This is a genomic window from Pleomorphochaeta sp. DL1XJH-081 (assembly GCF_049310885.1).
Classification (GTDB): Bacteria; Spirochaetota; Spirochaetia; order Sphaerochaetales; family Sphaerochaetaceae; genus CAYZJV01.
Genome location: NZ_JBMDYO010000005.1, coordinates 38511 through 64834, shown reverse-complemented (window position 1 = coordinate 64834; position 26324 = coordinate 38511). Strand labels below are relative to the sequence as shown.

24 protein-coding genes and 2 pseudogenes are annotated in these 26324 nt (G+C 45.2%); 14 read left to right on the top strand and 12 right to left on the bottom strand.

Annotated features, from left to right (window positions below):
• Positions 1–88 precede the first annotated feature (88 nt).
• From hisG to ACODJP_RS09765, 9 genes are all read left to right on the top strand, one after another.
• On the top strand, positions 89–949 hold the full coding sequence (gene hisG, locus ACODJP_RS09805) for an ATP phosphoribosyltransferase (protein ID WP_422480981.1): 861 nt from the start codon (positions 89–91) through the stop codon (positions 947–949).
• Between the two features lie 13 nt (positions 950–962).
• The gene (hisD, locus tag ACODJP_RS09800; RefSeq protein ID WP_422480979.1) at positions 963–2285 is read left to right on the top strand and encodes a histidinol dehydrogenase; all 1323 of its coding nucleotides are present in this window, start codon (positions 963–965) and stop codon (positions 2283–2285) included.
• On the top strand, positions 2282–3364 hold the full coding sequence (hisC, locus tag ACODJP_RS09795) for a histidinol-phosphate transaminase (protein ID WP_422480977.1): 1083 nt from the start codon (positions 2282–2284) through the stop codon (positions 3362–3364). The genes hisD and hisC overlap by 4 nt, the downstream gene beginning before the upstream one ends.
• Before the next feature lie 442 nt (positions 3365–3806).
• Positions 3807–4391 (top strand): imidazoleglycerol-phosphate dehydratase HisB, encoded by a 585-nt coding sequence (gene hisB, locus ACODJP_RS09790; RefSeq protein WP_422481184.1) that lies wholly within the window; start codon positions 3807–3809, stop codon positions 4389–4391.
• Position 4392: 1 nt separating this feature from the next.
• Positions 4393–5001 (top strand): imidazole glycerol phosphate synthase subunit HisH, encoded by a 609-nt coding sequence (gene hisH, locus ACODJP_RS09785; RefSeq protein WP_422480975.1) that lies wholly within the window; start codon positions 4393–4395, stop codon positions 4999–5001.
• Positions 4998–5789, top strand: a complete 792-nt coding sequence (locus ACODJP_RS09780) for a HisA/HisF-related TIM barrel protein (protein ID WP_422480973.1) — start codon at positions 4998–5000, stop codon at positions 5787–5789. The genes hisH and ACODJP_RS09780 overlap by 4 nt, the downstream gene beginning before the upstream one ends.
• A 1-nt stretch (position 5790) precedes the next feature.
• Positions 5791–6573: an imidazole glycerol phosphate synthase subunit HisF gene (gene hisF, locus ACODJP_RS09775; protein ID WP_422480971.1), complete on the top strand. Its 783-nt coding sequence runs from the start codon at positions 5791–5793 to the stop codon at positions 6571–6573.
• Positions 6574–6588: 15 nt separating this feature from the next.
• Positions 6589–7197 carry a bifunctional phosphoribosyl-AMP cyclohydrolase/phosphoribosyl-ATP diphosphatase HisIE gene (gene hisIE, locus ACODJP_RS09770; protein WP_422480969.1) on the top strand — a complete coding sequence of 203 codons (609 nt, stop codon included), beginning with the start codon at positions 6589–6591 and terminating at the stop codon, positions 7195–7197.
• Positions 7198–7209: 12 nt separating this feature from the next.
• Positions 7210–8130, top strand: coding sequence for a cation diffusion facilitator family transporter (locus ACODJP_RS09765; protein ID WP_422480967.1), 921 nt, complete (start codon positions 7210–7212; stop codon positions 8128–8130).
• 8 nt (positions 8131–8138) lie between these two features.
• Here ACODJP_RS09765 and ACODJP_RS09760 read toward each other — a convergent pair whose 3' ends face one another.
• Genes ACODJP_RS09760 through ACODJP_RS09750 form a run of 3 tightly spaced genes read right to left on the bottom strand, consistent with a single transcriptional unit; the run spans position 8139 to position 11144 of the window.
• Positions 8139–9755, bottom strand: a complete 1617-nt coding sequence (locus tag ACODJP_RS09760; RefSeq protein ID WP_422480965.1) for a phytoene desaturase family protein — start codon at positions 9753–9755, stop codon at positions 8139–8141.
• The gene (locus ACODJP_RS09755) at positions 9752–10690 is read right to left on the bottom strand and encodes an SDR family NAD(P)-dependent oxidoreductase (RefSeq protein ID WP_422480963.1); all 939 of its coding nucleotides are present in this window, start codon (positions 10688–10690) and stop codon (positions 9752–9754) included. The genes ACODJP_RS09760 and ACODJP_RS09755 overlap by 4 nt, the downstream gene beginning before the upstream one ends.
• 13 nt (positions 10691–10703) lie before the next feature.
• Positions 10704–11144, bottom strand: coding sequence for a nuclear transport factor 2 family protein (locus tag ACODJP_RS09750; RefSeq protein ID WP_422480961.1), 441 nt, complete (start codon positions 11142–11144; stop codon positions 10704–10706).
• A 131-nt stretch (positions 11145–11275) separates the two neighbouring features.
• On the opposite strand from ACODJP_RS09750, the gene ACODJP_RS09745 reads away from it, so the two are divergent.
• On the top strand, positions 11276–11509 hold the full coding sequence (locus ACODJP_RS09745; RefSeq protein WP_422480959.1) for a single-stranded DNA-binding protein: 234 nt from the start codon (positions 11276–11278) through the stop codon (positions 11507–11509).
• Positions 11510–11565: 56 nt separating this feature from the next.
• On the opposite strand, the gene ACODJP_RS09740 is transcribed toward ACODJP_RS09745, so the two are convergent.
• The 3 genes from ACODJP_RS09740 to ACODJP_RS09730 all read right to left on the bottom strand — a co-directional run bounded on the left by ACODJP_RS09740 (position 11566) and on the right by ACODJP_RS09730 (position 14328).
• Positions 11566–11955, bottom strand: a complete 390-nt coding sequence (locus ACODJP_RS09740) for a hypothetical protein (protein WP_422480957.1) — start codon at positions 11953–11955, stop codon at positions 11566–11568.
• A 214-nt stretch (positions 11956–12169) separates the two neighbouring features.
• Positions 12170–13279, bottom strand: a complete 1110-nt coding sequence (locus ACODJP_RS09735) for an alpha/beta hydrolase (RefSeq protein WP_422480955.1) — start codon at positions 13277–13279, stop codon at positions 12170–12172.
• A 116-nt stretch (positions 13280–13395) separates the two neighbouring features.
• The gene (locus ACODJP_RS09730; RefSeq protein ID WP_422480953.1) at positions 13396–14328 is read right to left on the bottom strand and encodes a helix-turn-helix domain-containing protein; all 933 of its coding nucleotides are present in this window, start codon (positions 14326–14328) and stop codon (positions 13396–13398) included.
• A gap of 125 nt (positions 14329–14453) precedes the next feature.
• Here ACODJP_RS09730 and ACODJP_RS09725 point away from each other — a divergent pair, with 125 nt between their 5' ends.
• The 3 genes from ACODJP_RS09725 (at position 14454) to ACODJP_RS09715 (ending at position 16409) form a co-directional block, all read left to right on the top strand.
• The gene (locus ACODJP_RS09725) at positions 14454–14969 is read left to right on the top strand and encodes a hypothetical protein (protein ID WP_422480951.1); all 516 of its coding nucleotides are present in this window, start codon (positions 14454–14456) and stop codon (positions 14967–14969) included.
• A gap of 103 nt (positions 14970–15072) precedes the next feature.
• Positions 15073–15492, top strand: coding sequence for a GFA family protein (locus tag ACODJP_RS09720; RefSeq protein ID WP_422480949.1), 420 nt, complete (start codon positions 15073–15075; stop codon positions 15490–15492).
• A gap of 86 nt (positions 15493–15578) precedes the next feature.
• A complete protein-coding gene (locus tag ACODJP_RS09715) occupies positions 15579–16409 on the top strand; it encodes an alpha/beta hydrolase (RefSeq protein ID WP_422480947.1) in 831 nt (276 codons plus the stop codon).
• Between the two features lie 50 nt (positions 16410–16459).
• Here ACODJP_RS09715 and ACODJP_RS09710 read toward each other — a convergent pair.
• From ACODJP_RS09710 to ACODJP_RS09685, 6 genes and pseudogenes are all read right to left on the bottom strand, one after another.
• A pseudogene (locus ACODJP_RS09710) lies at positions 16460–16645 on the bottom strand (JAB domain-containing protein); the annotation flags it as partial.
• A 304-nt stretch (positions 16646–16949) separates the two neighbouring features.
• On the bottom strand, positions 16950–18290 hold the full coding sequence (locus ACODJP_RS09705) for an ATP-binding protein (protein ID WP_422480945.1): 1341 nt from the start codon (positions 18288–18290) through the stop codon (positions 16950–16952).
• Between the two features lie 313 nt (positions 18291–18603).
• Complete coding sequence (locus ACODJP_RS09700; protein ID WP_422480943.1) at positions 18604–18852, bottom strand: JAB domain-containing protein; 249 nt, start codon at positions 18850–18852, stop codon at positions 18604–18606.
• A gap of 160 nt (positions 18853–19012) precedes the next feature.
• Positions 19013–20305, bottom strand: coding sequence for an ATP-binding protein (locus tag ACODJP_RS09695; protein WP_422480941.1), 1293 nt, complete (start codon positions 20303–20305; stop codon positions 19013–19015).
• 311 nt (positions 20306–20616) lie between these two features.
• Positions 20617–20823: pseudogene (locus ACODJP_RS09690) on the bottom strand (JAB domain-containing protein); the annotation flags it as partial.
• A gap of 133 nt (positions 20824–20956) precedes the next feature.
• Positions 20957–21967 (bottom strand): recombinase family protein, encoded by a 1011-nt coding sequence (locus ACODJP_RS09685; protein ID WP_422480939.1) that lies wholly within the window; start codon positions 21965–21967, stop codon positions 20957–20959.
• Positions 21968–22324: 357 nt separating this feature from the next.
• Here ACODJP_RS09685 and ACODJP_RS09680 point away from each other — a divergent pair.
• A partial coding sequence (locus tag ACODJP_RS09680; RefSeq protein WP_422480937.1) for a BspA family leucine-rich repeat surface protein occupies positions 22325–26324 on the top strand: 4000 nt, incomplete at its 3' end.

The window sequence follows — 26324 nt, the reverse complement described above, 5'->3', positions numbered from 1 at the left end:
CCGCATTTCGCGGAGTTTTTTTTTGATTGTCGAGCGAGTGCAGGAAACGAAAACTTGCTTGCATACCATTCATTTTGGAGGAATAGATATGGAAACACGATTGCGGATAGCGGTACAGAAGAGTGGGCGCCTCAGTGAGAAATCGTTGAAGATCATTCGTGATTGCGGTATCAAATTCGGTTCTGATTCTCGACTATTGAAGGAAGAAGCCGATAATTTCCCGATTGAATTCCTCTACTTGAGAGACGACGATATCCCCCGATATGTTTACGATGGAGTGGCAGATATCGGTATAGTAGGCCGCAATGAATTCGATGAACAGGATTTGCCACTTGAGGAATTGAAGGACCTCGGCTTTTCCAAATGCCGGCTATCAATCGCTGTACCCGAGGGGTTCCCGTATCATGGCCTCAAATCATTAGAGGGGCTCCGGATCGCAACTAGCTATCCTGGAATACTTGCCAAAAAACTTAAGGAGGCTACAGTCGATGCAAGGATCTATGAGATCTCAGGGTCGGTTGAGATTACTCCCGCTATCGGAGTCGCAGATGCTATCTGTGATCTTGTGAGTACGGGAGCTACATTGGCTAGCAATGGACTTCGGGAGGTAGAAGCAATTTATTATTCTACCGCGATCATGATTGGTCATCCCGGCTTGTCAATGGAAAAAAGGGCGATTCTGGATCGTCTCATGCTCCGTGTTGATGCTGTCATGAGAGCCGATGATTATAAATATATTATGTTCAATCTCCCCAAGGAACATCTGGACCAGGCGGCTGCAATCATTGGAGGAATGAAGAGTCCCACGGTTACTCCTCTCTTGGATGAGTCATGGTGTGCGGTACAGAGTGTTGTGCAGGAGAGTCGGTTCTGGGATGTCCTGGAACAGTTGAAAGCCTTGGGTGCCCAAGGTATCCTTGTAACAGCCATAGAAAAGATGGCAGATTAAAGGAGGGGTAGGTATGGACCGTATCGATAGGATCGTCCGACCAAAACAGAGCGATATTGGTAAGTTGCTCTGTCGTCCTCAGCTGGAGGCAGACTCAGTTTCAGATACTGTCTCTCGGATCATTGAAACGGTTCGCAGAGATGGGGATCGAGCATTGGTTTCTTACGCAGCAAAGTTCGATGGTGCAGTGATAGACTCTGTTCTCGTATCCCGATCAGAGATGTTGAAGATGGCCGCAAAGGTCGATCCAGCACTCAAAAATGCAATTGATCGTGCTGCCCAAAATATCAGGAAGTTTCATGAAGCCCAGAAACCTACCGATGAACGTGTAGAGACGGAGCCTGGCGTATACTGTTGGCGTAAGAGCATTCCCTTGGAACATGTGGGAATCTATATCCCTGGGGGCTCCGCACCGCTATTCTCAACGGTCCTGATGCTTGCGATACCAGCTCAGCTATCTGGTTGTGAAAAGGTTGTTCTTGCAACGCCACCACGTTCCGATGGAACGATCGATCCCGCAATCTGTTATGCAGCTTCCATAACCGGAGTGACTACGATGGTTGCAGCGGGAGGAGCCCAGGCAATCGCGGCACTTGCCTATGGTACCGAGTCGGTTCCTGCAGTTGATAAAATATTTGGACCAGGAAATAGATTTGTTACTGAAGCAAAACAACAAGTAGCAGCTTCACAATGCGCAATCGATATGCCGGCAGGTCCTTCCGAAATTATGGTGGTGGTCGATCGACATAGCAATCTCTCCTTTGTAGCGGCGGATATGCTCAGTCAAGCGGAACATGGCCCGGATAGCCAGTCGATCCTGGTGGTCTTAGCCAGTACGGAAGAAGAAGGCAACGAAATTGTAGATACAGTGGAAAGAAATATTGAGATCCAAGCCGAGAATCTTTCACGGAAAACATTTGTGGAGTCTTCCCTTCGTCATGCGAAGGCGGTGATCGTCACCAGTGTTGAAGAGTGTGCTCTCGTGGTCAATACCTATGCTCCCGAACATCTGATCATAAATCTAGCTGACTTTGTCGAACTGGAACAGATGGTGAGGAATGCCGGATCGGTCTTCCTTGGACAATGGGCTTGTGAATCGGCTGGAGATTATGCCTCAGGTACCAATCATACCTTGCCTACTGCCGGTTGGGCCCGTTCCTACAGTGGAGTTTCTCTCGACAGTTTCTTCAAGAAAATCACGTTCCAGAGAATAACCAAACAAGGTCTAGTTTCATTGGGGCCATCGATAGAAACATTAGCTAAGGCTGAATCGCTCGATGCACATGCCAATGCCGTCCGTATTAGATTGGAAGCAAGCAAAAAGGATCAATCATGAATGACTTCACCATACGCGAGTTGATGCGGCCTAATATTGCAACCCTCGTTCCCTATTCATCCGCGAGAAATGAATTCACCGGGGATGCGAAAGTTTTTTTGGATGCCAATGAGAACTGGCGAGATTTTGTTGGGGATCGTGGATTGAACCGGTATCCGGATCCACAGCACCTTTCACTCAAGAAGAAGATCGCTGCGGTCATGGGAATTCCCGAATCATCTCTGGTGATTGGTAATGGTAGCGATGAGACGATCGATGTGCTTATAAGGATATTCTGTACTCCACATAAGGATAAGATTCTTCTCATGTCTCCCACATACGGAGCCTATGAGGTTTTTGCCCATATTAATGATGTCGGGGTTTCCCATTGCCAACTGAAAGATGACTTTTCTTTCGATTTGCCGAGAATGGATGCAGTATGTCACTTAGTAAACAATGGCACTCCCGAATCGGGGATGCATAAGATGCTTTTCATTTGTTCTCCGAACAATCCCTCCGGTAATAGTTTTCCTTTGGAAGAGATTGCAATGGTAGCCCAACGTTTCAAGGGAATAACCGTGGTCGATGAAGCTTATATCGATTTCTCGGAGCAAACCTCTGCTGTAACACTGTTGGATAGTTGTCCTAGGCTGGTTGTGCTGAGAACCCTTTCCAAGAGCTGGGCTTTGGCGAATGTACGTGTTGGGCTGGCCGTAACCAACTCCGAAATTGTTTCTGCCATGCACAAGGTAAAATATCCCTATAATTTGAGTGGAGTAGCCCAGCATCTGGCAGAAGAGGCTCTAGACCATGCTGACGAAGTGAAAGCGACTGTCCTAGAGATCAGAAGAGAGCGAACACGGGTATCGGAACGTTTGGAAAAGATTTCCTTTGTAGAGAAGGTATTCCCTAGCGATGCGAATTTCCTTCTTCTCCGGGTTGCCGATCCGAATCTCTTGTGCGAGCAGTTGCGGCAACAGGGAATCATTATCCGAAACCGCTCGACTATAAGAGGTTGCTTCGGTTGCGTCCGAATCACAATCGGAAGCAAACAAGAGAACGATACGTTGTTATCGGCAATGGAGAGCATGGAGAACTAACATGGATAAAAATAGACCCGAGAAGCAACTTGCACGACTGTTTATTGCATTGGATGGACCAGTCTTTCCTTTCCCCCTTCAGTTAAAGGCGGAAGAGGATCAGTGGGCTGTGAACATATTTCCTTCATTGTGTGCGATTTCTCGATCGGGAATATACGAGATTATCCTCTTGGATACTCTGTCACCCTTATCTGAAGAGTGGAGCATACGCGTTGAGTTAATTGGGCGTGTTCTTCCCCACCAGGGAATCGCTGTATCCCAGATAGTAGAGCCGACTTCCCAAGAGCTTGATCGTCTAATGGGAACGACCAGATTGGAACACTCGTTCGTCATTGCACAAGAGTCTGTATCTGCCGATTATGCGGATGCAATGGGGGTGAAGCCTCTCGTATTCACCGATTGGAATGAGATTGAACAAGTTCTCTTGAAGTCGGATGGGGAAGTGTCTAGGAGAGCCTCTATTCAACGCGATACGAAGGAGACAAAGATCTCTCTGCAGTTGAATATCGATGGTAGTGGTGACTCCCATATTTCCACTGGCTTGCCATTTTTCGACCATATGCTTCAGCAGATTTCCAAGCATGCTCGGTTTGATATCAGCTTGCACTGCGAAGGAGATCTTGAAGTTGACGAACATCACACTGTTGAAGATATCGCTATCGTCCTTGGCCAAACTATTGGTAAAGCTCTCGGTGATAAACGTGGTATCAACCGATACGGTTTCGAGATCCTTCCGATGGACGAATGTCTGGCCGAGGTAGCTCTCGATTTCTCAGGTCGTCCCTGGTTCGTATGGCATGTCGAATTTACACGTGATGTCGTGGGAACGTTTCCTACAGAGCTATTTGCGCACTTTTTCAAGTCCTTCAGTGATGAGGCAAAGTGTAATTTGCATATGACCGTGAATAGTGGAAATGTCCATCATCAGGCAGAAGCCTTGTTTAAGGCTTTTGCCAGGGCTCTTCGTTCTGCCGTATTCCGGTATCCGGGGAACCACGATCTTCCTTCTACCAAGGGGGTCCTCTAGCATGTCGGATGTCGTCATAGTGAAATACAATGCAGGTAATATCCGTTCTGTCTCATGTGCCCTCCATAGATTGGGAGTCGATCCCGTCGTGAGCGATGATCCTAAGGTCCTGGGGAATGCCAAGCGGGTGATATTCCCAGGAGTGGGTGAGGCTTCTACAGCAATGGAATATTTGCGCAAAACCCATTTGGATGAGGTCTTGCTCTCCCTTACCCAACCATTTCTCGGTATTTGCCTCGGCATGCAGCTGATGTGTTCCCTTAGTGAAGAGAACCAAACAACTTGTCTGGGGATGTATGATCTCACCGTCACCAGATTCAAGAAGGAAGAACAACTGAAAATACCCCACATGGGATGGAATACGCTAGCATGTTCGACAGATCCGCTTTTTGCAGGTGTCCATGATAATCCCTGGGTCTATTTTGTGCACTCCTATTATGTGCCATCATCTTTCCACACCATTGCTAGTTGCACCTATGGTTCAACCACCTTTAGTGCGGCCTTAGGAAAGGATAATTTTCGCGGAGTCCAATTTCACCCCGAGAAAAGTGGGCCTTTCGGTTCGGCAATCCTACAGAATTTTCTTCAGATCAAGGAGGACGCCCTGTGACATCTCAATCAAGTGGGGGCAGGAAAGCCCTTTCATCGGTGCATTTTGCCGCTATCCCGGCAATGGATATTATCGATGGATCCTGTGTCCGTCTTCGTATGGGAGACTATTCGAGTAAGCAGGTCTATCATACCGATCCATTGGAGATGGCTAAAGCTTTCGTGGACGCTGGACTGAAAAGGCTCCATCTGGTGGACCTTGACGGTGCCAAAGCTGGCCATACAGTCAATCTAAAGGTGCTCGAAGCTATCGCACGGGATACCGATTTGATTATTGATGTGGGGGGAGGTCTCCAATCACCCCGGGATTTCGCTGCGGTATTTTCAGCCGGCGCATGGATGGCTACGGTAGGTTCATTGGCGGCGAAAGATAGGGAAACAACCCTCTCAATTTTGGAGAATTGGGGCGCTAAAAGACTCATACTTGGAGCCGATTGCAAAGATAGAATGATCGCGGTCTCAGGTTGGACTGCTACCACATCTCAACATATACAGGATTTCGTCGTATCGTATGTCAAGGCAGGTTTTTTCCAGGTCGTAAGTACCGATATCGGACGGGATGGTATGCTAAATGGTCCTGCGGTGGAGTTGTATCGGGAAGTACTTCAGGCTGTGGAAGAACAGGCATTGAAGATTGATCTGATAGCAAGCGGAGGAATCAGGAGTCTTGAGGATTTGGAGATCCTCCGTGGCATGGGACTTTCAGGAGCCATTGTTGGAAAGGCTCTCTATGAAGGCTATATCGATCCCAAGGATTTGTCCGATTGGCAATCCATGAAGGAAGCTTGAAATGTTGGCGAAACGAATAATTCCCTGCCTCGATGTACGTGACGGTAGGACGGTGAAAGGGGTCAACTTCATTAACTTGCGCGATGCTGGTGATGCCGTCGAATTGGCATCGCTGTATGCAAGACAAGGAGCCGACGAACTTACATTCCTCGATATCACCGCCACAGTAGAGGATAGGGGTACCTTCAGTGCATTAGTGAGAAGGATTTCTGAGGTTATCGATATTCCTTTTACGGTTGGGGGTGGTATCCGCAGTATTTCAGATGTCGGTGTGCTACTCGAAGCTGGAGCCGACAAGATCTCCATAAACAGCATGGCGGTTAAGAATCCCTCGATCATCGACTCCCTTGCACGTGAATTCGGTTCACAATGTGTCGTCTGCGCAATCGATGCTCGTTCGAATGTAACCTTCGATAAAGACGGACAGCAGGGATGGGAAGTCTACGTCGCTGGTGGTCGTATCTCGACAGGGAAGGAGGCCCTCGCATGGGCGATAGAGGCTCAGGAGAGAGGTGCTGGAGAGATTCTTTTGACTTCGATGGACCATGATGGAACCAAGGGTGGTTTCGCATGTGATCTGACTAGGCGATTCGGCGATACTTTGGAAATTCCGATAATTGCATCCGGAGGAGCTGGAACGATGGAAGATTTCGTGGATGTATTCACCACTGGAGGTGCGGATGCGGCTTTGGCGGCATCGATATTTCATTTTCATGAGATAGACATTCCTGAACTGAAGATTTTTTTAGCGAATCATGATATACCTATACGTCTGAACCGTTGAGGTGGAGGAAGATTGATGCAGGTAGATTTTAAAAAAGGAAATGGCCTTGTTCCGGCTATCGTACAGGATGCTATTACCCGTCGTGTACTCATGCTCGGTTATATGAATGAAGAGGCCTTCAATATTACACAAGAGCGGGGTCTGGTTACCTTCTATTCAAGAAGCAGACAAAAGTTGTGGACTAAGGGCGAAACCAGCGGAAATTTCCTTACTGTCAGGGATATCATCGTGGATTGCGATAACGATACCCTCCTGATTAAGGCCGTACCTTCTGGCCCTGTATGCCACACAGGTTCAGACACTTGTTTCGATGAGACAAATGACCCTGAGCATATGACTTCAAGTGAATTCCTCAGATATTTGGAGGATGTTATCATCGATAGAAGGGAGCATCCAATCGAGGGATCCTACACCAACCATCTATTTTCCCGAGGCATCAATAAGATTGCCCAGAAGGTGGGTGAGGAGGCTGTAGAGCTGGTCATTGAGGCGAAGGACGACAACAAATCTTTGTTTCTTGGTGAGGCAGCTGATCTCATGTACCATATGCTGGTGTTGTTGGCACAGAAGAACATTAGGATGGAAGAGGTTGTGGAAGTCCTCAAAGGCCGTCACTCCCGCTAACGGAGCCCCCCGATGGCGAATTCAACTAGGAGTGACCATGCCAAACAAGGGATGAGGACCTCGCTCATCTCCATAATCGCAAGTGTCGTACTCTCTTTTCTCAAACTCGCCTCAGGTATCATTGGTAACTCCTCTGCTCTAATTTCCGATGGAGCGAATTCTCTGAGTGATGTTATAAGTTATAGTGTTGTAATGGGAGGTTTGGCAGCCTCTGACCGTAAAGCTGACCGCAACCATCAGTATGGACATGAGAAGCTTGAGAGTGTAGTTTCCGTCCTCCTTGCAATTGTGATTTTCTTCACTGCAATCGGTATTGGATACAGTGGGTTGAAACAAATCTGGTCAAGACGTGCTCTTCCTATTCCCACCATATTGCCTCTAGCAGGCGCTCTCGTATCCATTGCTACGAAGCTCTTCTTGTATATCTATACAAAACGGAAAGCTGCAAGTACGGGCTTGAATTCCCTCAAAGCCCTCTCTTCAGATCATATTGCTGATGTTCTTTCCTCCACTGGAGCTCTTCTTGGCGTCGTAGGAGCAAGGTTGGGATTCCCTGAACTCGACCCTGTCGCTTCGGTTGTAATTGCTGTGCTTATACTTCGTTCATCTTTGGTGGTGCTCAAGTCTGCGGTGAATGTACTGATGGATGTATCGGTCGACGATCTTACAAAGGGACATTTAGAACAGGCCATTCTCTCAAATCCCCACGTTCAACGAATCGATTTACTGAGAACTCGTAGTGTTGGTGCAGGATTCTACGTCGAAGTTGAAATCTGTTGCTGTCGACACCTGAGATTGCATGAAGCTCACGATGTTGCAGAAGAGATTCATGATAGGATAGAGAAGGAGTTCCCTAAGGTTCGTCATGTCATGGTTCATACCAATCCTTGTCCAGGTGATGCCGAATTCTGCAAGTGGTGCAAAGACAAGTAGCTATACCGTCATGCCTTCTGTTTCTTCTTGGCTTGTGTACAAATAGTATCTGCTGCATACCATCCTGTCAGTATTGCGGTAGGAATCCCTGCTGGACTATAAGCCCATTGTCCACACTGATAGATATCTGGGATGGGCGTCTTTACCGAAGAGGCGATTTTTGGAAGCTTGTTTACCACTGGAGAGGGCAATTCAAAGGTCCATCCAGTAATACCCCCCTCGCTACTACCAAAGCGTTTCTCGATGCCCATGGGAGATGAGGAAAACTGGACTATCGGGGAGTTGAGAAGACCATGAAAAATCGATCTGTCTAATATTTTGATCATACTCTCTTCCAAGTAGCGCTTGAATTCATCATACCAGTGTGTTTCAGAGACGAGTCTTACCAAATCATACTCAAGCAAAAAGCTCACTACCAAGCCTGTCTTTCCGGATGGAGAGAGGTCAGCATCACGTAATGACGGAATTGAGATCTCATAGGTTGTCAAACTGCAATACTTATCAACCCAATCAAGGATCTCCTTCTTCGATGCTGTTTTCCCTTTCGCCAACAACTTTTTCAATTCAGAGAGGTGGGTTTCCCCCAGACCTTGTCTACTGGGAGTATAAAAAAGGTGTCCATGAGTGATATCGGCAAATGCTTTAGGAGGTTTGTCCACTCCCAAAAACAACGAAAAGACCGAATCTCCCCCCCTGCTTGCGAAAATCCTTTTCGATTCGTGGGCAATTGAGTCGTTGACAACGGATGGCAGATTCCGAGTATCCAGAGAACGATAAAGCGATTTCAAATCTGCACACCACAGCAGCTTATCATAGGTGTACTGTTGTCCAGCTACTGTCGAGACTATTCTCTCAGCAGGTCGTATGGTGGCCACCTCGCTATTCACAACTATCTCTCCTCCTTGTGAACGAACCTTTTTTACTAACTCTTGAGGGAGTTCCCCGGTTCCACCTTTTGGGTACAGGTAATCGAGATAGACATAAAAGTATCCCAAAGCGAAAAAGGTCGGGGTACGTTTGAAGAAGTGTTGTGCTATAAGATCAGCGAGACTCTGATTTGAAGTGAGTCCTGCCAGATACGATTCGATTGGTTTTTGCATTCTCTCCATACGCAATATGGCAAGGAGGAACCTTCCCATCCAAGGGAGTAATTCCTTGAAAAGATAACGCCTGTCCTGACGGAAATTTTTGAATACAGGATTTTCGAATCCATAGATTACATCCATTTCCCGATAGGTCTTATCGATTACACGGAAAATTTTTTGGACATCTTCTTTATGTTCCGGATATAAGGTTTCCAGGGTTTGCCGATACTGGTCAATGCTTTGTTTGGATTCCATATCAATGATGTTAGATTCGATTCCAATTGATACCCGACTCTCAAGCAGTTTCAGCTCTATATCAAGGTCCTTCAGCATGGGTTTGATAATACCCGAATTTTCTATCGATCTCGCTCCGGCATCAAATACAAAGCCATCTTTAGAGAATGAATTCAACAATCCTCCATATGAAGGGCTCTTTTCCAATATGAGCACTCGATATCCCGCTTTCGTCAGATAAGCTCCAGCAGTTAGTCCAGATAGGCCAGCACCCACGATTACCATATCGTAGTGTCCAGGATTCATAGCAGTCCTCCCATCTTTAAGCTGATATGCCAAAGTTTCTCTGCTACAATGGTATCCAATGCATGGGGAGCTGGGATTTCCTCTGTGGTGAAATTGAAAAATTTCCCATTAATCCCATCTACCTCGTGAGAAACACCCAGGTAATAGAGTGCTTTGGCAGAGAGAACGGGAGATCTGGCCGAGGGATTTATCAACAGGTGTTTAAAGAATCTATAGATCTTCCCGTTGTTCTCCCCCATATTTGTTCTTACATCTCCCGGATGCATGGCGTTGATGGTTACTCCACTTCCTGTGAAGCAGTGTGAGAATCTATACATGGAGAGCAGCTGAGCGGTTTTTGCTGATCCATAACCTTTGAGTCCTGTATAGTGATGATGATCCCAGCGAAGATCATCTGTTCTCAACCCAGCGATGGCGAATCGGTGGCCTTCTGAGTTTACATAGAGAATTCGAGCCGATTCTTGATTCTTCAATTTTTCTATGAGACGGTAATTTATAATGAAAGATGCTAGATAGTTTACTTGAAAGACCTCTTCAATAGAATCTTCTGTGAATCGTTTCTTCGTATTATAAACTCCTGCATTGTGAATGAGGACTGCAATGTCACGTTCAAGCTCGGCTAACATCGTTGCTGCAGCATGTACTTGTTCTAAAAGCGAGAAATCAGCAATGAAATAGTTGCAACTTACCTGGTACCGCTGTTCGATTTCTTGTTTCAACTGTTGGGATTTAACTTCGTTTCTATTGATGAGGAGAAGATCTGCCCCATGAGAAGCGTAGATTTTCGCCGTCTCATATCCGATACCCGAAGTGGCTCCGGTAATGACAACGAGATTTCCACTAAAGTTTTTATCCTCCTCTTTTGGGAAGGATTTATTGTTCTTGAGCATGGCTCCTATGTTCGACCAAGTATACTCTTTCAGATATTTATTCATTAGTGTTCTCGCTTTATCCGAATTTCTTATGCATGAACTTCCTATAAGCTTTGCCAAAACGAGGGATGTTGTCGAAAATGTCTCCCCAAAGGTCGTAGTAATCACGTTGTTCGATGATTTTTCCATTTTCATCAAGTGTTACCCGACTTGATCCATAGATGGATGAATTCGGATATTTCTTGAAGCTCAAGGTCATCTCCCATTCAAGAAAAATGGTGTTGTCGTTCTGTGCAGTATGGTTTATTTCCATTTTTAAGTCGTTTGAGCGGGCAATCAGACGTTCAGTCATAGCCTTGAATTCTTCTATCCCATGGATAATCTGTACGCTATCTCGAAATAGGATATCTTCATGATAGTAGGGAAGGATGTGCGACCAGTCGGGTTTTCCCTCGGTATTGTAGATATTGGTCCATAGATCTTTCAACTGCTCTTTGCTCTGTATTGTATGTTCCATACTATTTCAGTTATACCATAAATTATTTAAGGGCGGTTGTAGAATTGGCAAGAATGTTGACAATGTACACTCATGAATCCATAATATCAATATTAAGAACGATATCAACCTGAAAAGCGGGGAGGCTGAAAATGGATGATGTGGCTGCGTTGTTGGATTCGGCGATAAAAGAGACTCAATCCCTGAGGCGTGGAGAGGTCTTCCTTGTACGAGATCTGTTTAAAGGATACCTGTGGAATCGGATATCACGTGGAGACCGTTTGCTTATTGGCTCTTTATTTCTCAGTTATGTCAGCAGTCATGATTGTGGCGTTCTTGCGATAGAGAAGGGTGTATCCGGTCAACAACGGTATAAGAGAATCTAAGCGTCTGAAAACCCCACTATGGCGTCATTATGTAATCCTTGAAAGTTACTTGAAGATTAACCCTGAGGATGGGGATTGGCCGACTGTCTTAGAAAGTCCTTCGCAACTATGACCGTTGAGATGATTGTGAGGATGCAGAGAATTGCGAACATTGCTACAAACTCCCACTGACCCAACTGGGCGAAGTATCCAGGGCTGACGATTACTGAGTAGAGCAACATGCCGCTGAAAAGAAGGTAAATCGCATGGGCATAGGTACTTTTTTGCAGCAGGGAAACTCCTGCCCAAACTAGACCCATGGCGGTTATTCCCTCTCCTACAAGATGAAATAGTATACGTAGGACTTCGCTTTCCAATTCAGGAACTTGTCCGGTAGCAAGAAAGACAGACCACTGGCCAATCATCATGATCCCTACGACAATAGCGTACCATGCGCAAAATTTCATACATTACCTCCATGCAAATGAAAGTATATCTCTTTTTAATACAACAACCTGTTCTACAAGTCAAGAGAGTGGATCACCTTTGGTCATACATATATGGATCGATTTCCTGATGAATTCTCAGGAGTCAGGAAGCTGTTCGAATTGTATAATGGTAAATTCTAATATGAACTTGCCGCTTTCAACAAAGCGGCAGTGAATTACACAGGAATTTTGATTAAGGATTCTTGATACCCGCAAAGTCGCCATTGGACTCTGAAAGAGGTCTGACTGTCTCTACCATGTACTGCATGAACTTATCTGCTTCGGAGTATACTGCGTTATGTCCTGAATTTTCCATCCAGAGTAATCCTTTTATTGGAGCTTCCACTTTTTCATACCAACGTTCGCTGATAGTTGCAACGCAACTAAAGTCGTAGCGTCCATTTATAAGAAACAAAGGACATTCCAATTCAGTAATATCACGTTCGAAGTCCAATTCGGACAATTGCGGGTATATCTTTTTCACCCCCCGAATCACGCCCCGTATCAAATTGATTCGGTCGAAAAATGAGTGTTCTGGAGCGAGGAACATCTTCTCAGAACGATAATTCACATCAGCAGGAGCAGTTGGACTATAGTGATATAATCGGCTCAAGATTTGGTAGTAGGCATCCCCATCGGGTACAACAGTTCCATCTGAGAGAGTCTTCTTATACGGAGGATAACCGATGCGTTCCATGATTTTTACGGTTTTTTCATCTCCTGCCGACTTTGCACCATTGAGGATCATCTCATAGCCAATAGTGTCATTCTCTACTGCATTGACTTGCTGGGCTGCCCCAATGTATGCATAGAAGAGTTCTGGTTCCTGATGCGCGGCGAGTAAACCGATTACCGACCCCCAAGAATGGCCAACAAGGAATATTTTCTCCTGGTTGAATCGATCTGCCAGCAGTTTCGATAGGGCGATCACATCCTCTGTAAATTGTTGTACAGAAAGTCCATCGCGACCAGCTCGATAACTCGCTGCAGTTCCCCGTTGATCCCAACACACTACCGTAAAATGCTCATGGAGGGGACCTAGATACGGTCTTACCCAACCGACTTCAGAGCCTCCTGGACCTCCATCCAGCCAGAGAATCACTGGATTTTCCCTCGATGCGCCAGCCAGATAGATGGTTTGTCGGGTTCCATTGATGACTACCGTATCTCGGGTATCCACTTGAAGTTCTATTTCATCTCCCTGCGCATTATACACTTTTCTGGTATGCGAACATGAAGCTACGGTAAGAAGTGATAGTACCGCCAATACAATCCACAATGTCCATTTCAAACGTCGTCTCATTTTCATCTCCTTTCCAACTGATGTCGGTATGAAGATGATGTACTCCGATACGGATACATCCAATCCGACTTTCGTCGTAATCGAGATTTATGTGGCTACGTAATGCTTCGTACTATTCAGTCGTGGAGAAGGTTGAGCAGTTCAATCCGACTTTGTGCCCCTACTTTTTGGAACAGATTGTATATGTGTGTACGCACGGTTGCTTCCGAAATTCCAAGATTTCCGGCTATCTCTTTATTGGATAACCCTTGGGCGATGAGAGTTGCCATTTCTCGTTCCCTCGCGGTCAATGAGAATCGTGACCACGCCGATTCATTGATGGTACCAAAAGCTGACGCGTTATTCGGATCTTTTGCCAAAGATCGGATGGATGATACTAGAACAATCACATTGATACCAAGATAGAACAAGTACTCAAGTGAAAGTGGGTATAATGAATTTTGGGTAGATCTGTTCAACAACAATTCTAATAGGCTTAGGGGAACAAAGGCCAGCGAGCAATATCCGATACCGTGAACCAGTAGCCGATAAGCACCATGTTGTTGTTTCATATCGGCTCTCACCAATGTAAGGCCAAATAGCAAGAGGGTTACAGCCACTGTGAGATATACGAAAATTTGCCAGAGGGTCCTTGGAGTCATAGTATGGAGGAAACTGGTAGGTAAGAAGGAACCGATCAGTGCAGAAGCCATAATCCCTACGGAACCCAGACAGCTGATACGTGCATACAGGGAGATGTGTCCCTTTCGTAATTCCCGTATACCCAGAATCCACCACATACCAATATACAGTCCCATATTCAGCAATGTTCCGATGGTACCGAATACGTTCTCGACTTGCTCTTGTTTTGGTCCCACCAGTTCCAACACTTGCATGAGATAGTAATAGATTGCTACCAAAGCAAGACTCGCGATGAAGAGGCTTTGTACCACTGCCATACGCTTGGTGAACGGTTGTTTAAGTCGTATGGAGAGCACTAGTAATGCAGCGAGGGCTCCAAAACCTGTCGAGAAGATGATGCTGTAGGTGAGCAGTATCACATGTTTCATTGGATAAGACTGTATCATCCTGGTGGTTGTCAGGCAAGAAGATTGTCGTGTTTTCAAGTAAATACGAATATGTTCGTATGGTTACTTTTGCCCCCTTGCGGCATGAATTGTCGCAGAGGTGCAGTATGAAATATATTGGATGTAACGGTAAGCTGATTTTGCTTGTAGGAGTTGTGATGTTATTTGGGTTCTCCTGTTCATTGGTTTCAGATGGTTGTGGGCAACGGTTTTCAAAGGAGTATTGTGATGATCCGTTCTGGATTTCCCAAATAGGTGATACCTATACCTATCGTATCCGTAACGCGTCAGTTGATGGTGATTCCATTGCTATCGAATTCAAAGGGTTCTGTGGTCGTGACACGGTGTGGGAGTTGATTTCAAACCGTGATGTCTTATTGCCGTATGAATTGGATATCTCACATGTGCAAGCTGAAGTATTGAAGTTGGTTTTGATACATGAGGGGACGGGTGGAATCAGAACAATTTATAGTAATGGGATGGACAGACTAGCTCCTATAGAACTCACTCCAGGGAAACACACGATAAAACTCATCGGTTATAGCGCACAGGGTAACTTGAGGATGAAAATGGATATTCCCCTTGGCGTGTTGGCTATCGATCGTTTCACAGACCGCTGGTAATCTGATACTCTGGAATTGAGAATCCTTCTTAGTGCATAAATGACTTCGCATTGCGTTCATGTCTGCCTGATGGTATATTGGCAGGCTAATCTAGGGGGTAACCATGAAACACTTTGGCTCGTGTCTTTGTAGACGTATCGCTTTTGAAATTGAGGGGGTGTTTGACGATTTCTATCTTTGTCACTGTTCCCGTTGTCGAAAAGATACAGGATCATCCCATGCTTCCAATTTATTTTCATCTTCAGCAAAGCTCACATGGATTTCGGGGGAAGATCAAGTGCAAACCTATAGAGTTGAAGGGACTCATCATTCAAAGAGTTTTTGTCCGCATTGTGGATCTGCACTCCCTACATTGCAAATGGGAGGTTCCTTATTGGTGGTTCCAGCAGGATCATTGGATTCAGATCCCCGTATTTCACCTAAAGGACACATATACATGGAGAGCAGAGCTTCATGGGACAATGATTTGGAGAATATCCCAAAGTATCCACAACAGCCTGCACTTCCGAAAACCACAGGTTGACTTTCATCAGCATGGGTTCATACTTAAACCAGTTATAAGCATCTCGTACGACAAGAAACTACCATCCATTCATGAGGAGGTATCGTATGAGCACTCGTTTCAAGTTAATTCTTACCGGCATATTTTTGTTATTGTTCACACAGGGTGCATTCTGTCAGATTGAAAAGGTTCCGTGGGAAGAGCATTATAGCGTTGCCCTTCCGGACGGCTTCGATCCGTGGTGCGGTTCGGTTGTGGGCGTATCAGGCCCAACAGACGTTGTCGTCGCAACTTCACAGTTGCCGAACGGAAAACCAATTGAAATATACTATCCATCGGATTCGAACATTAGCGGTCAACCTGGTACCGTTCTGTTCGTCTCGGGAAATTCGGACGCTCAGATTCGACGTGAAGAGGGTCGTCCCTGGATGCATTCGAACCAGGTGCTGGGCTGGGGACGGCTTGTTGCAGAACATGGTCTGATCGCTGTTGCATATGAAAACGATGGGCATCCCGGGGACTGTCTCGTTATGATAGGGGAATGGCTTTCTGAACACGGAGCGGAGTTCGGAATCGATCCTTCCGACATTGGTACATGGGCCGCATCGAACAGCTGTGCTGTTGCAGCCAACGCGTTTCGCGCCGGTCACGAACAGTTTGGCGGTGTGGTACCAAGATTCGGTGTGTTTTTTTACGGTGATATCCCATTGCGCTCTGATCACGACACTTCGATTCCCTTATTCGTTTCATATGCAGAGAAAGATGTCTGGGCGGACGGAAACAAAATTTTACGCTTCGTCGAGCGTCTGCGGGAACGGGGTGGAGAAGTTGAGCTAGAGGTTCATACCTCCGGGAACCACGCATTCGATCTGACGGGAGAAAACGACGAGACCTCCCGGATTATCGACGCTTCTCTATCATTTATGGTTGCAAACTAACTGTCTGATTAACTCTGCGATAAGGCATAAAATCAAGTCAACTAATTCTCTTACAATTTTGATGTGAACGATTCATCACTGAAGATCAAGTGATCTAACACCCGGATACCGAGCAGTTCGCTCGACTGCAATAACCGTTGCGTGACATTGATATCGTCTGTACTGGGGTTGAGCATGCCACTGGGGTGGTTGTGTGCTACGATGACCGCTGTCGCCCTTTGTCTCAATGGGTCCGTAAAGACCGCTCTCTAGGCTTGGTTAGAAAGATAATAAGTAGTTTCTTGTAAGAGAGATATTAGCGATACACAGTAAGTTTGATTGATCCAAAATAGCAAATATACGTTTAGTAATAAATTAGCCTAAGCTACACCTTTTCGGTTGGACTCTCCTCCTTGTCTTCGATCCGTTTCATGCTGTAATGGGTGCTTTTTCTGACCTTGTTGCCGTGCTCATCGAGCCCGATGTTGGGCTCTTTAATATGTCATCTTATTGGTGTGGGAGAATCGGCACGCCATCTTGCAAAGGTATGATTCAAGTCAGTCACGAGATGGCCTTCTCCAAAGCAAGGTTGATGAGCCGCTCGCTCCAATCAACCATGAAGAGCGGTATGTTCAGAACATCCCCATCAAGTTTGAGATTCTGCAATGAATATCGAATGCGAAGCGGAAAGTCTTCACCATGGAGACGCTTGATGGCTTTGAGCGAGGGGCTGGAGATGTTGGTTTCAGCTTTAACTTCGATGGGTATTACCAGATTCTTGTATTGCAGGAGGAAATCAACTTCATAGCGGTTGTCGCTACTGGTCCAATAGCGTAGCGATGCGGGAAAGGAAGCTGACAATGATTGTAGGATGTAAGTCTCGGTGAATGCCCCCTTGAACTCGGTGAACAAGCGTGAGGGGTGCAAGAACGCGGAATTATCAAGCTGGGCAAGCCTTCGGAGCAATGCGACATCAGCCGTGTACAGCTTGAAGGCAGACAGGTCCTCGTACGCAGAGAGAGGCAGTGCAGGTTTGGTGCAACGAGAGACCTTCGTGACCACGTCCGACGAAACCAACCAATGGAGCGCATTCTCGTACTCTCTGGCTCTCGCTCCCTCACGCACGAGTTGATAGAAGAATTTCTTATTCTCCTTTGCCAGCTGGGAAGGAAGCGAACGCCAAATTTGAATCAATTTCGGGTACTCCCTCGGTTCCGGATGTTTCGCAAAATCGTGTTCATACGCTTGGAGGATTGCATACAGGATGGAATCAATTTGACCGCTATCCCGTTCGTTCACCCAACGTGCAACCGCTTCGGGCAGCCCTCCCATGAGAAAATACCTCTTCAAGTGTTCTACTAGAGGAGCAAAAAATGCCTCCGGGATCGGATCGAAATCAGATTTGGCATCCAGATAGTCCAGCAATCCCTTTTCATGGTCCGCACCCAACATCTCGCTGAAAGTCATTGGATGGATCTTCAGAAAATCCACTTGCCCGACAGGGAAGGATGAGGGCGTTGCCAAGGTTACCCCCAGCAGGGATCCTGCACAGGCAACATGATAAGATTTTCCATTCTCATGAAAATATTTCAATGCATTCAGCACGTTGGGAGCTTCTTGGATTTCATCGAATATGATCAGGGTGGTACCTTCGGTGATAGGAAATCCGATGATGAACTGAAGATTGTCCAGAATCCTGGTTACGTCCTTGGTCGATTCGAAGAATTGCCGGTATTCAGGATGCTCGTCAAAATTGAAATAGGCGACTCTTTCATAGTACCTGCGGCCAAACTCTTTGAGCAGCCATGTTTTCCCCACCTGTCGGATCCCCTGGAGAATCAGGGGCTTGCGATACGGGGATTGCTTCCATGCGATCAAAGACTGCATTGCGTCACGTTCCATGCGAGGCCTCCCTGAGTTCCATCGTAGTATAGGAGATACGTTGGAGAGAAGTCAAGTGAGATCACATAATAACATCAAACATTGTGATATAGATCACATAATATGCAGAAAATATGTGGAAATATGGTGACGAACTGTGAATCTGGTTTAGAGCAATAATTAGACAAACATAGGTACCAGGAAGAATTTTCACTATGTTCACGTAAATAGGCAAAAATGTGCTATGCGTACGTTTTAGTAGACACTATTTGATGGGCAGGAGCTCGATTTGGAGATACTTTTACGACTATTACCATAGGTACGGTCTGCTACATCATGACAATTCATTCTCCTCAAGCAGCGATCGATATGATTCATCGCTGAATATAAGATGATCCAATACCCTGATACCGAGGAGCTCCCCTGCCTGTATCAATCGTTGAGTCACTCGCATATAATCAGTACTGGGATGTAATATGCCACTGGGGGGGGGTGCGCTAAGATGACTGCTGTTGATCGCTCTCTGAGAGGATTGCCAAATACCTCCCTCTCGACGCCAATGGGGATGAAATAAGTACTTCAATTTTAAAGAAATAGGTAGGATATACCGTTAGTTTTACTGTTGCAATCCAATAAATATATGTAATGTAGTAAAATACCTTATATCATGTATTCAACCGATTCGACGGCCTTATTATCGATCTATTTCATACTGTAATGGGTGCTCTTTCGGATCTTGAAACTCAAGACATGATAACATCTTTATCCAATAGGAACTGATAGAGACCTATATGGAGAATGCCTGTTTCATCAGTCCATGGTTTTGCGTGAGTTTTGGTAATGACTATTTTCTTGAATGAATCATTGACTCCGAGTAGAGACCTTAACTCCTGTTTCATCTTTGTTTCAGTATCCATGATCAGCGCTGACTGGATATAGTACTTCGTCAACCCTTTGTTAACCACGAAATCAATTTCATATTGTTTCTGATGCCGTATACCGTCTTTGGCTGTCTCTGTAAGCTCCACAACACCAACATCAACACTATAATTTCTACAGACCAACTCATTGAATATGATGTTCTCCATGATGTGGCTTTCTTCTTGCTGTCTGAAATTAAGCCGTGCATTTCTCAACCCTACATCTGCACAGTAATACTTGTATGGATACTGGAAGTAACGTTTCCCTTTTACATCAAAACGCTTTGCTTCCCGAAAAAGGAAAGAATCTGACAGGTATCCGATATATGCAGCTATCGTCTCAGAAGAAACTTTTCTGCCTCCAACACTGGTTAACGTGTTCGATATTTTGTTTGCATTAGTCAAAGAGCCTATTGATGAACAAAGTGTGTCTGTCAACTGGGCAAGGATATATTCGAGATCAACCCTATATCGCTCAACTATATCCTTGAAATAGACTTCGGAGAACAGGTTGGAAAGATATTGAGCTTTCTTCTCATCCGTATTTTTCGATAGAACAAACGGCATCCCCCCGAACATTGCGTATTGTTCGTATGCCTCTGCTTTTTCTCCGCCAACATAGTCATAGTATTCTTTAAAGGACAATGGATAGATGTGGATCACATCACCACGTCCTCGGAACTCTGTCATCACATCTTTGGAAAGGAATTTTGAGTTGCTTCCTGTCACATAGATATCGACATTGCCAAGATGAATCAACCCGTTCAGAACACTATAGAGCCGTATTGGCGTGTCAGAATTTCTTGTTTCCTCCTTGGGAATTGCATACTGTACCTCGTCGATGAACACATAATATTTTTGATTTTTTTCAGTTACACGTGAGCGGATATACTTGGAAAGCTCGTTTGGGTCACATAACTGAGTATAGGCATCATCATCCAAAACAATTTCGATTATGTTCTCTTCCTTAACACCGTCTTCTATCAGATAATCATGGTAGATTCTGAAAAGGAGAAAGCTCTTCCCACATCTTCTGACTCCCGTGATTACCTTTACCTGCCTATTAAATCTGCTATTTTTGAGCTGTTCTAGATACGTATCTCTTTGTATATACATAACTCCTCTTTAGAAAGTGACTCAACATGTCGACCGACTTTCTTCTCAATGCTATCCCAACGAATAGTAAAATGCAATAAAAAACTGAAACTTAGTCGACTTGTCGACCAAGTTTCAAATATTATGGGTTTGGGAATCTTTTCCATGAGCAATTCGTCGCATTCTTCAGCGTCCAATGTCTTGCTTTTCCCCATCTGAGCTAGTTTTTTTTCCTAGATTCTTGAAAAACGGGTTCTGGATAGATAATCCTCGTTCCCCACATTCTGTCATATGATAAGACGAAAAATAGTGTGATAGGTTCCTCCTCATGACTAGCAATTCAGCTCATTCTCCTCCAGCATCGATCTGAACGATTCATCGCTGAAGATGAGATGATCCAATACACGTATACCAAGCAACTCACCAGCTTGGATAAGACGCTGGGTTACCCTAATATCGTCCGTACTGGGAATGAGCATACCACTGGGGTGGTTGTGTGCTACGATGACCGCTGTCGCCCTTTGTCTCAATGGGTCCGCAAAGACCTCCCTCTATGCTTGGCTGGAAAGACAATAAGTAGTTTACAGAAAAAGAGATACAAGCGATACACCTTTAGATTTATTGTTGGAGAATATGTAAACATATGTAAAGTAATAAGTTGTTTTTTCACCTCTATTCGACTAGCTCTTCAATCTTGTTATCACTTTGCTTCATGCTGTAATGGGTGCTCTTACGGATCCTATTCCCGTGTTCATCAAGCTCGATATTGGTTTTCGATTTCTTCATCTGCTGGACACGGTCGAAGGTGTTTCTTTCGATGATGTGAGGGTGATGATTTTCGGACCTTTGGATTTCTTCCGGATTGTTGCTGACCCTCTTCATCGCAGGATACTCGGATCCCACTGTCAGTCCATAGACCGAGTTTCCCGTATACTTTTCATTGGAGAGGATGTCATCTATGGTGCTGACCGGCCATCTCCGTTTTCCCTTGGGACTCGGGATGCGTATTATTTCCAGTTCCTTCTTGATCCGCACGATGCTCCATCCCTGCACATACCATCCGAAGATCCTTCTCACGATATCGGCCTCGTGCTCATTGATGACGAGGTTCTTCTGCTCATCACGATCATAGCCGTAGCAGGTGCGGGAGAAGGCAGGGGAGTCGGGATGCGTGGTACTTCTCTTGATACCCCATTTGATGTTGGTACTCTTGTCCTCGCTCTCTGCTTGAGCGAGGGCCGCATGGAGTGTCAGTATCAATTCACCCGCTTCACTGGATAACATCACATCCTCATTATGAAAGTATACATCCACTCCGAGTTCCTTCAGTCTCCTGAGCACCACCAGGAAGTCGACGCAATTGCGGCCGAATCTACTGATCGATTTAGTGTAGATGAGATCGATCTTGCCAGCTTCGCAATCGGCCATGAGGCGCTTGAAGCCGGGGCGAGTCTGGATGCTGCGACCCGAGCTGATATCGGAGTAGGTGTCGACGTATTCCCAGTTCGGATGGTCCAGGATGTCCTGCTTCTCAATGTCCATCTGGGCGGAGAGGCTGTCCAGTTGTCGTTCCATCTTAGAGCTAACTCGACAATACAAAGCGACACGCTTGAAAGCCTGAGGAGGCAGTTTGGTTCGAGGGATGGCTCTAATTGTGGGCTTAGGTTTTTCTACATAGGGCATGATTGGTCCTGTATAGCATGGAGCGTATGGGGCTGGATAGATTGCGGTTATGAAAAGAATACCTTTTAGAGAGTTGCCCTTGATCTAAGCCTTCAACGATTTCTTGCAGCGGAAAGGGTTTTACGTCCATGAGTACTGTATTTACGATGTTTCTAGCAGAAACCCATTACCTTTCTCCCGAAGAATGAAGCTAACTTAATATGGTATAACAAATATCCCCTTAAGAAAATTATTGAGCGAGGAATTGTCATCGGTTACTATCGATTACAGAAAGGCACAATCCGATATGTCATGAAGTAACGATAGGGGATTGTTGAGCAAAGCGGACGGTACGACGAAGCGGCACACCATGGAGTCTTGCGCGAGAAAAAGGAGAACGGTTTGGAGCGGGGAAGCAGCAAGTTGATGGTGGTAATGCTGGTGGTGTGCGTGTTGGTGATTGGGCTAGTCTTGTCATCCTGTTCGAATGAGATCGAAGTATATCAAGTGACTTATGATGCGAATGGAGCTACCGGAGGTACGGTACCCCGAGCACAAGAGAAAATCCACGGGAAATTATTAACATTAGCAGGAAATACCGGTGGGTTGGAAAAGACTGGATATTCGTTTGGTGGATGGAACACCCAACCGGACGGAAATGGTCGAACCTATGAGGCCGGTTCTAGCTATAGCGTGAATGCTTCAATTATGTTGTATGCTAAGTGGACACTGGAAGACTATGCGATAACTTACCATTTAGATGGGGGAACGAATCACGAGGGAAATCCTAGTGGATACTGCGTTGATGATCTGCCTAAAGTGTTCCAAACACCGACAAAGACGGGATATCAGTTTGGCGGGTGGTATACTGATGCAGGTTTCGAAAATCCAATAGAAGAGATACCACAAGACACTAGCGGTGATTTGGTGATTCATGCGAAGTGGACACCGGTAGACTATACGATAACCTACCATTTAGATGGTGGAACGAATCACAAGGGAAATCCCAATGGATATTGTGTTGAAGATCTGCCTATAGTGTTCCAAACACCGACAAGAGCGGGGTATCAGTTTGACGGGTGGTTTTCTGATTCAAGTTTCGAAAATTCAATAGAAGAGATTCCACTCGGTACTACCAGTGATCTGGAGATGCATGCGAAGTGGACACTGGTAGACTATACGATAACTTACCATTTAGATGGGGGAACGAATCACGAGGAAAATCCCAGTGGGTATTGTGTTGGTGAACTTCCTGTGATGTTCCAGGCTCCGACAAGGGCGGGATATCAGTTTAGCGGGTGGTATACTGATGCAGGTTTCGAAAATCCAATAGAAGAGATATCACAGGACACTACTGGTGATTTGGTGGTTTATGTGAAGTGGACACCGGTAGACTATACGATAACCTACCATTTGGATGGTGGAACGAATCACGAGGGTAATCCCAATGGATATTGTGTTGAAGATCTACCTGTGGTATTCCTGGCACCGACAAGGGCGGGGTATCAGTTTGACGGGTGGTTTTGTGATTCAAGTTTTGAAAATCCTACACAAGAGATTTCTCTTGGCACTATCGCTAACCTAGAGGTACATGCGAAGTGGACACCGGTAGACTATGCGATCACTTACCATTTGGATGGTGGAACGAATCACGAGGGAAATCTCAATGGGTACCGCGTTGCTGATCTTCCTGTGGTGTTCCAGGCTCCGACAAAGACGGGATATCAGTTTGACGGGTGGTATGCAGAACCTGCATGTGAATCGCTGGTTGAAAAGATTACCACAGGAACAGTCGGCAATGTTGAAGTCCATGCAAAGTGGACTCCAGCTGAATATACAGTCACGTTCAACCTTCAAGGTGGAAGTGCTTCGGAACAAATAATGAAGAATGTAACGTACGGAATGGAGTACGGAACACTTGAGGATATCTCGAGAGATGGGTACACCTTCGAAGGATGGTACACGGAATCTGATGGGACCGGAGAAAAGGTGGAAAATGACACACTGGTAAGCGCCACTGCTGATCACACGTTATACGCGAAATGGACACCAATTGTTTATACCGTTATATTTGATGCACTGGAAGGCGATGCTTCGAATCCTGTTAGTAAGACGGTGACCTTCGGACAAACCTATAATACGCTGGCGACAACTAAACGTGATGGGTACATCTTTGGTGGGTGGTACACAGAAGAAAATGGAACGGGAGCTCTGGTAGATAGTGCAACGATAGTAAAAACATCGTCCGATCATACACTATATGCGAAGTGGGTCGCCAGCTATACAGTGACGTTCGACAGTCAGGGAGGAAGCGAAGTCGATGATGTTGCGGTACCTAGGGATACGGGGTTTGTAGAGCCCAGTCACCCTGAAAAAGAAGGATATTCATTTGGTGGATGGTATAAGGAAAGTGAATGCCTTAACGCATGGAATTTTGATATAGATGTGGTGTCTTCAGATATAACTTTGTATGCGAGGTGGGGCATTACCCGAACAGAACTACAACGAATGATAAGGAATGGGGATGATGTAACAGGTGTCGATACCTTTCTGATTACCGACATGTCTAATCTTTTTAGTTCCAACTATACATTCAATCAAGATATTTCTGGTTGGGATGTGAGCAATGTTACGAATATGAGGTATATGTTTTATGTTGCAAAATCCTTTAATCAAGATCTTTCAGGTTGGGATGTAAGTAACGTTATAGATATGAGCCACATGTTCAGATCTGCATGGTCCTTCAATGGTGATATTTCAGGGTGGGATGTAAGTAGTGTTACGAATATGAGCTATATGTTCCATCATGCATATTCCTTTAATGGAGACCTTTCTGGTTGGGATGTGAGTAAAGTGACTGATATGAGAGGGCTATTCTATGAAGCCAGACGTTTCAATCAGAATATTTCGAGTTGGGATGTAAGTAATGTCACACATATGTACGTTATGTTCTGGAATGCATATTCATTCAATCAGGATATGTCAGGATGGGATGTGAGCAACGTTACAGATATGCACAACATGTTCTTTTTAGCAAAATCCTTCAATGGTGATATTTCTAGCTGGGATGTCAGTAATGTTAAGGATATGGGGTTCATGTTCGAATCTGCAACATCCTTTAATGGAGACCTTTCAGGGTGGGATGTCAGTAATGTTACGAATATGAAACGTATGTTTCATTTAGCAACATCCTTTAATGGTGATATTGGTGGATGGGATGTTGGTAATGTTACGAACATGAGCATGATGTTTGTAGGACCAAGCTATTGGGGTTATTCTGGGTCTTCTATCTTTAATCAGGATATCTCAGGCTGGGATGTCAGCAACGTTACAGATATGTCAGGTATGTTTGCTGGTGCAACAGAATTTAATCAGGATATTTCGAGTTGGGATGTAAGTAATGCTACGAATATGGCAGGGCTATTCTTAAAAGCAACTAATTTTAATCAAGATATTTCGAGTTGGGATGTAAGTAATGCTACGAATATGAGATATATGTTTGCTGAGGCATATTCATTCAATCAGGATATCTCAGGCTGGGATGTGAGCAACGTTACAGATATGGAATGCATGTTTCTTAGAGCAACCTCCTTTAATCAGGATATTTCAAGCTGGGACGTGCGTAAAAAAACTAATATGTACCGTATGTTCTATGGCGCAACATCCTTTAATGGTGATATTGCTGGATGGGATGTCAGCAATGTAACGAACATGGAAGAAATGTTTTCTGGAGCAACATCCTTCAATGGTGATATTTCGAGTTGGGCTGTAGGCAATGTTACGAACATGGGAGAGATGTTTTCTGGAGCAATATCCTTTAATGGAGATCTTGCTGGATGGGAGGTTGGCAATGTTACGAACATGGGAGAGATGTTTTCTGGAGCAACATCCTTTAATGGTGATATTGCAGCATGGGATGTAAGTAATGTCACAGATATGTACCGTATATTCTATGGCGCCACAAGCTTCAATAGAGATCTTGCTGGGTGGAATGTAAGTAGTGTTACGAACATGGAAGAAATGTTTTCAGGAGCAACCTCCTTTAATGGTGATATTGCTGGATGGGATGTAAGTAGTGTTACGAACATGGGAGAAATGTTTTATGGCGCCACAAGCTTCAATAGAGATCTTGCTGGGTGGAATGTAAGTAGTGTTACGAACATGGGAGAGATGTTTTCAGGAGCAATATCCTTCAATGGAGATCTTGCTGAATGGGATGTCGGCAATGTTACGAACATGGGAGAGATGTTTTCTGGAGCAACCTCCTTTAATGGTGATATTTCAGGGTGGGATGTGAGTAGTGTTACGAACATGGGAGAGATGTTTTCTGGAGCAACCTCCTTTAATGGTGATATTTCAGGGTGGGATGTGAGTAGTG